The organism is Accumulibacter sp., from assembly GCF_016789985.1.
Lineage (GTDB): Bacteria > Pseudomonadota > Gammaproteobacteria > Burkholderiales > Rhodocyclaceae > Accumulibacter.
Genome location: NZ_JAEUOL010000228.1, coordinates 1 through 5,639, shown reverse-complemented (window position 1 = coordinate 5,639; position 5,639 = coordinate 1). Strand labels below are relative to the sequence as shown.

The following is a 5,639-nucleotide window of genomic DNA, read 5'->3' as shown; positions in this document are numbered from 1 at the left end:
GGTCCGGTGGAGATCAAGTGGGACCGCGACGCCGACCCGCGCTGTGGCATGGTGATCAGCGACAAGCGCTTTGCCGTGCAGATTCGCGATCCGCAAGGCAAGGTGTGGAAGTTCGACGACATCGGTTGCGCCATGTTCTGGCTGGCGCAGCGACCGTTCAACGAGGAAACCCCGAAGAGCGAATACTGGGTGGCCGACTATCACAGCGGTGACTGGATCGATGCCCGTCGCGCGCACTACCTGGCCGGCCCGAAAAGCCCGATGGGCTACCAGTTCGCGGCGCTCGCCGAGGCCGCAGCGGATACGGTTCCGTATCCGGAAATGAAGGCGCGCATTCTGGCGCGCGGCAAGTGAATCCCTGAATGAATGCACTCCTGCTCACCGCCCGCCTGGATATCGTCGAATCCTTGCGCGCGCGCTGGTTCCTGATCTACAGCCTGGTCTTCGGCGGTATCGTCGCGCTGCTCTTCGCCTTTGGCCTGACCGAGTCGCGGGTTCTCGGCTTCATCGGCCTGTCGCGCCTGCTGGTCACCTATATCCAGCTGACCATGGCCATCCTGCCGGTTTTCGTGCTGATCACCACCGTGCGCTCGGTGGCGGGTGACCGCGAGGCCGGTGTCTTCGAATACCTGCTGTCGCTGCCGGTATCGCTGTCGGCCTGGTTCTGGGGAAAGATTCTCGGGCGTTACGTGACCATCTTCCTGCCGGTCTTCGTCGCCATGTTCGCCGCCGTCCTGTGGTCGCTGTTCAAGGCGATCGAGGTGCCGTGGGGGATGTTCTTCTATTACACCGGCCTGCTCGCCGCCATGGCCTGGTGTTTTCTCGGCATCGGCATGCTCATCTCTACCCTGGCGCGCAGCACCGATGTCGCGCAGGGCGCCGCCTTCATGGCCTGGCTGACCATGCTGCTCTTCCTCGACCTCATCCTGCTTGGCGTGATGATCCAGGGGCGGGTTGCACCCGAGGTGGCGGTCGGCATCGCGCTGCTCAATCCGTTGCAGGTCTTCCGGACGGCGGCACTGGCGATGTTCGATCCGCAACTGATCGTCCTCGGCCCCTCGGCCTACGTGATTCTCGACCTTTTCGGCAGCAGCGGCTACCGGATCTATGCGCTACTCTATCCGCTGGCCATCGGTTCGTTGAGCGCACTGACCGGTTACCTGAGCTTTCGCCGCAGTGATCTGCCCTGACCACATGCGGGCGCTGCGCCATCTGCTCGCCGTGCCGTGCCTGGCGCTGTCCGTCATGGGGGTGAATGCCGCCGAGCTGCCTTCTGCAGCTCCCCTGTTCGCCCTGACGCTGAGCGATGCGGAGCAGCGGACAGTGGCCCTGGGGTCGTTCAGAGGCAAACCTTTGCTGGTCAACTTCTGGGCGCGCTGGTGTATGCCGTGTCGCAAGGAGATTCCGGACCTGGCCGAGGTGCATAGCCGATACATCAGCCGCGACCTGGTGGTCATCGGCATCGCCATCGAGGACGTCGAGCAGCGTCAGGCCGTGCGCGACTTTGCCAGGGCCTACGAAATGAACTACCTGTCGCTGATCGGCGGCACGCAGTCGGGTATCGAGCTGATGCGGGCGCTCGGCAACGCCAAGTCCGGTCTGCCATTCACCGTCGTGATTGATCGGGAGGGCCGGGTGCGCCGCAGTAAGCTGGGCGCCATGAACCGCTCCGAGATGGACGACGCCATCAGGCCGCTGCTGTGAGTTCCCGTTGTCAGGCGCTGGCAAGTCTGACGATAATGGCCGCTGGCGGACCGATCCGGCAGCGCCGGCGTGCGCCACCGGCAAGCCTCTCCTGGGTGATGACGATGATCAAACGACTGGCCCTTTTGGCAACTCTTCTGCTGGTTGGCTGCACCACGCCGACCCTGCGCGGAACTGGCGACCTCGGTCTGGTGATCGAGCGGGCCAGTGGCGAGGTGACGCTGGTGGATACCAGCCGGCGGCAGCCCTACGCCCGGATCGGCGGACTGGGCGATCTCTCGCACGCCTCGGTGGTCTTCTCGCGCGATGGGCGCTACGCATACGTCTTTGGTCGCGATGGCGCCCTGACCAAGATCGATCTGCTCGAGGCGCGCATCGTCAAGCGCGTGCTGCAATCGGGTAACGCCATTGGCGGCTCCATCTCCCAGGATGGACGCATCGTGGTCGCCCAGAATTACACACCGGGCGGGATCAAGGCCTTCGCTGCCGACACGCTGGAACTGCTCTCGGAGGTGCCGGCCGAATACGCGCCCGGCAGTTTTTCGAAGGTGGTCGGTCTGGCCGATCTGCCCGGAAACCGCTTCGCCTACGCTCTGTTCGAAGGCGGCGAGATCTGGGTAAGCGATTTCTCCGACCCCGGGCGCCCGCAGACCCGGCGCTATCCGGCCGGCTCGCAACCCTACGATGGACTGGTGACACCGGATGGGCGCTACTACCTGGCCGGCCTGTTCGGCGAGGACGGCGTCGCGCTGCTCGATACCTGGCAGGCGGAGCAGGGCACCCGGCGCATCCTGCAGAACTACGGGCGGGGCCAGGAGAAACTACCGGTCTTCAAGATGCCGCATCTGCGTGGCTGGTCGATGGCACAGGGCAACGCCTACCTGCCGGCGATCGGACGGCACGAGGTGCTGGTCGTGTCCGGCAGCAACTGGCAGGAAGTCGGCCGCATCCAGGTGAAGGGTCAGCCGGTGTTCGTCATGGCACGGCCGGATGGCCGGCAGGTGTGGGTCAACTATGCTTTCCCCGACAATGGCTGGGTCGAGGTGATCGACAGCCTGAGCGGCAAGGTGGTGAAGACGCTCGCACCGGGCAAGGCCATCCTGCACATGGAGTTCACGCCGCGCGGCGAGCACGTCTGGCTGTCCGCCCGCGACGACAACCGCGTGGTGATCTACGATACCGCGAGCTTCGAGAAGATCGGCGAGTTCGCTGCACAGGCGCCGAGCGGCATTTTCTTCACCAGCCGCGCCAGCCGCACGGGATTCTGATGCAGGCAGTCGACCAGGGGCTGGATTTCCACCTGCTCAACGATTTCCAGCGGGACTTTCCGCTCTGTCCGGCGCCCTTCGCCGCACTGGCGTCGCGACTGGGGGTCGGCGAAGGAACCGTGCTGCGGACGCTCGAGACACTGCGCCGCGAAGGCAAGGTGGCGCGTGTCGGAGCAGTCTTTGCGCCCAAACGCATCGGTGCCAGCACCCTGGCGGCGATGGCGGTGCCGCTCGACAAGCTGTCGGCGGTGGCCGAGGTGGTCAGTCGCTTCCCGGAGGTCAACCACAACTACGAGCGGGAGCATCAATACAATCTCTGGTTCGTCGTCACCGCCGGATCGGAAGGGCGCCTGCAAGCGGCGCTCGGTGCGATCGAACAGGCGGCCGGCTGGCCATTGCTCAGACTGCCGCTGCTGCAGGAATACCATATCGACCTCGGCTTTCCGCTGGACGGCAGGGCGGAGAAGCCGACTGCCGACGGCAACGTGCGGCGCCAGGCTTTCGTTCCACCGCACGCGCTGGACGAACAGGAACGTCGCCTGGTCATCGCCTTGCAGGAGGGCCTGCCGCTGTTCATCCGGCCGTTCTCGGTGCTGGCCAGCCGCATCGGCTGCGACGAGGGCGAGGTGCTCGAACGTATCCGGCGCTGGTGCGCCGAGGGAATCATCAAGCGTTTCGGGGTGATCGTCCGGCACCACGAACTGGGCTACACTGCCAATGCAATGCTCGTCCAGGACGTTCCCGACGAAGAGATCGATGAAATCGGTGAGCGCCTGGCGGGTGTTGCAGGAGTGACCCTGTGCTACCAGCGGCCGCGGGTGCTGCCGCAATGGCGCTACAACCTTTTCTGCATGATCCATGGCCAGGCACGTAGCGAGGTTGCGGCGAGGATTGCCGAGCTGCGCGCACGCCTGAATCTCGGCAACTACGCACATGCGGTTCTTTTCTCGCTCACCCGCTTCAAACAGGGAGGGGCACGCTATGCGTGAGCCTGCCCTTCTCGTCGATGCGATCGACCGGGCGATCATCGACGGTCTGCAGGGAGACTTCCCGATCTGCGAACGACCCTATGCCGAGGTCGCCGGGCGGCTGGGAATTTCCGAGGAGGATCTGCTCGCCCGACTGCAGCGCCTGCTGGCCGCGCGCGTGCTGACCCGCTTCGGTCCGATGTTTCAGGTCGAGCGAATGGGCGGCGCCTTCGTCCTGGCGGCCATGTGTGTCCCTGATGCGGACTGGCAGCGGGTGCGTGCGATTGTCGATGCTCTGCCCGAGGTGGCGCACAACTATCGGCGCGAGAGCGAGCGCAACTGCCCCTTCAACATGTGGTTCGTGCTTGCCACCGAGAGTGAGGCGGGAATCGACGCTGCCATCCGCTGTATCGAGGATGGCAGCGGCCTGCCGGTTTTTCCCTTCCCCAAGCTCAAGGAGTATTTCGTCGAGATGAAACTGGCGGTTCGGGCGTGAACACTGCTGTCCTTGACGCGGTCGATCGTGCTCTGGTGCTGGCCACCCAAAGCGGTCTGCCGCTGGTTTCCCGCCCCTATCATCGGCTGGCCGGGCAGATCGGCATTCCGCCGGAAGAGGTGATGGCCCGGCTGTCACGCATGCTGCAGAAGGGCGTCATCCGCCGGGTGGGCGCGGTGCCCAATCATTATGCGATCGGCTACACGGCCAACGGAATGAGTGTCTGGGATGTGCCGGACGAATCGATCGACGAACTCGGCGCAAGGGTCGGCGCGCTCGATTTCGTCACCCATTGCTACCATCGGCCGCGCCGACTTCCCGCGTGGCCCTACAACCTGTTCGTCATGGTGCATGGCAGTTCACGCAGCGAGGTGCTGAGCAAGGTGGCCGAGATTGCCGCTCTGCTGGGTCACGGGAGTCGCTCTCACGACGTTCTCTTTTCGACTGCGATCCTCAAGAAGACGGGGCTGCGGATTGCCCCTTGAACAGAGGCAAAGCCATACTGCACTGGCCCCGGAGAAGCGGCGGCACCCAAACAACAGTGAGCCGGGTCCTTTGGCGGGTCTTCCAGGGGCCGTTAAGGCGGCCGAGTAACTTTCTAGGAGATGCGAGATGACTGTAACTGTTCTTGGCACGGCGAGCGGGACGATCAACGCTGTGGGTGAGGACGACTGGTTCAGGATGACGCTGACGGCGAACACGCTGTATTCACTGACCGCGAAAACGGGAAGCGATGTCGATCCGACAAAATTTCTCGAGATCTTTGACGCCAGTGGCAGCTTCGTTGGATCAAGGGATGCCTCTGGAGCCGGGCAGATGGCCTTCATGCCGGTGGCGACGGGGACTTATTACTTGAGCATCGGTGACCTGCTGGATGACACGGGTGGCTATACCTTGAGTCTTGCCTCGGTGAGCGATGATTATCGAAGCAACACGACGACCACGGGTGCCTTGTTGAGCGGTGGCGGCAGCCTTATTGCTGGAACGTCTGGAAACGACAACCTAGTTGGAACCAGCGGCAACGACACCCTCACCGGCGGCTCCGGCGCCGACACCCTCGACGGTGGTGCCGGCGCCGACACGCTGCTCGGTGGTGACGGCGCCGACCTCTACTACGTCGACCAGGTCGGCGACCTCGTTCTCGAAACCAACCCCGACCTGGCCAGCGGCGGCAACGACACCGTCTACAGCACGCTCGCCGCC

At 64.2% G+C, this 5,639-nt stretch carries 8 protein-coding genes; all 8 read left to right on the top strand.

Annotation, left to right across the window (positions count from 1 at the left end):
* The coding region (locus tag JNK99_RS13090) for a nitrous oxide reductase accessory protein NosL (protein WP_291853834.1) at positions 1–354 on the top strand (354 nt) is incomplete at its 5' end.
* Positions 355–362: 8 nt separating this feature from the next.
* Positions 363–1,190, top strand: a complete 828-nt coding sequence (locus JNK99_RS13085) for an ABC transporter permease subunit (protein WP_291853832.1) — start codon at positions 363–365, stop codon at positions 1,188–1,190.
* A gap of 4 nt (positions 1,191–1,194) precedes the next feature.
* The gene (locus tag JNK99_RS13080) at positions 1,195–1,704 is read left to right on the top strand and encodes a TlpA disulfide reductase family protein (protein WP_291853830.1); all 510 of its coding nucleotides are present in this window, start codon (positions 1,195–1,197) and stop codon (positions 1,702–1,704) included.
* A 104-nt stretch (positions 1,705–1,808) separates the two neighbouring features.
* Positions 1,809–2,972 carry a cytochrome D1 domain-containing protein gene (locus tag JNK99_RS13075; RefSeq protein ID WP_291853828.1) on the top strand — a complete coding sequence of 388 codons (1,164 nt, stop codon included), beginning with the start codon at positions 1,809–1,811 and terminating at the stop codon, positions 2,970–2,972.
* On the top strand, positions 2,972–3,961 hold the full coding sequence (locus JNK99_RS13070) for an Lrp/AsnC family transcriptional regulator (RefSeq protein WP_291853826.1): 990 nt from the start codon (positions 2,972–2,974) through the stop codon (positions 3,959–3,961). Before JNK99_RS13075 ends, JNK99_RS13070 begins: the two co-directional genes overlap by 1 nt.
* Positions 3,954–4,436 (top strand): AsnC family transcriptional regulator, encoded by a 483-nt coding sequence (locus tag JNK99_RS13065; RefSeq protein WP_291853824.1) that lies wholly within the window; start codon positions 3,954–3,956, stop codon positions 4,434–4,436. The genes JNK99_RS13070 and JNK99_RS13065 overlap by 8 nt, the downstream gene beginning before the upstream one ends.
* Positions 4,433–4,921, top strand: a complete 489-nt coding sequence (locus JNK99_RS13060; protein WP_291853822.1) for an Lrp/AsnC family transcriptional regulator — start codon at positions 4,433–4,435, stop codon at positions 4,919–4,921. The genes JNK99_RS13065 and JNK99_RS13060 overlap by 4 nt, the downstream gene beginning before the upstream one ends.
* A 127-nt stretch (positions 4,922–5,048) precedes the next feature.
* A partial coding sequence (locus JNK99_RS13055) for a calcium-binding protein (RefSeq protein WP_291853821.1) occupies positions 5,049–5,639 on the top strand: 591 nt, incomplete at its 3' end.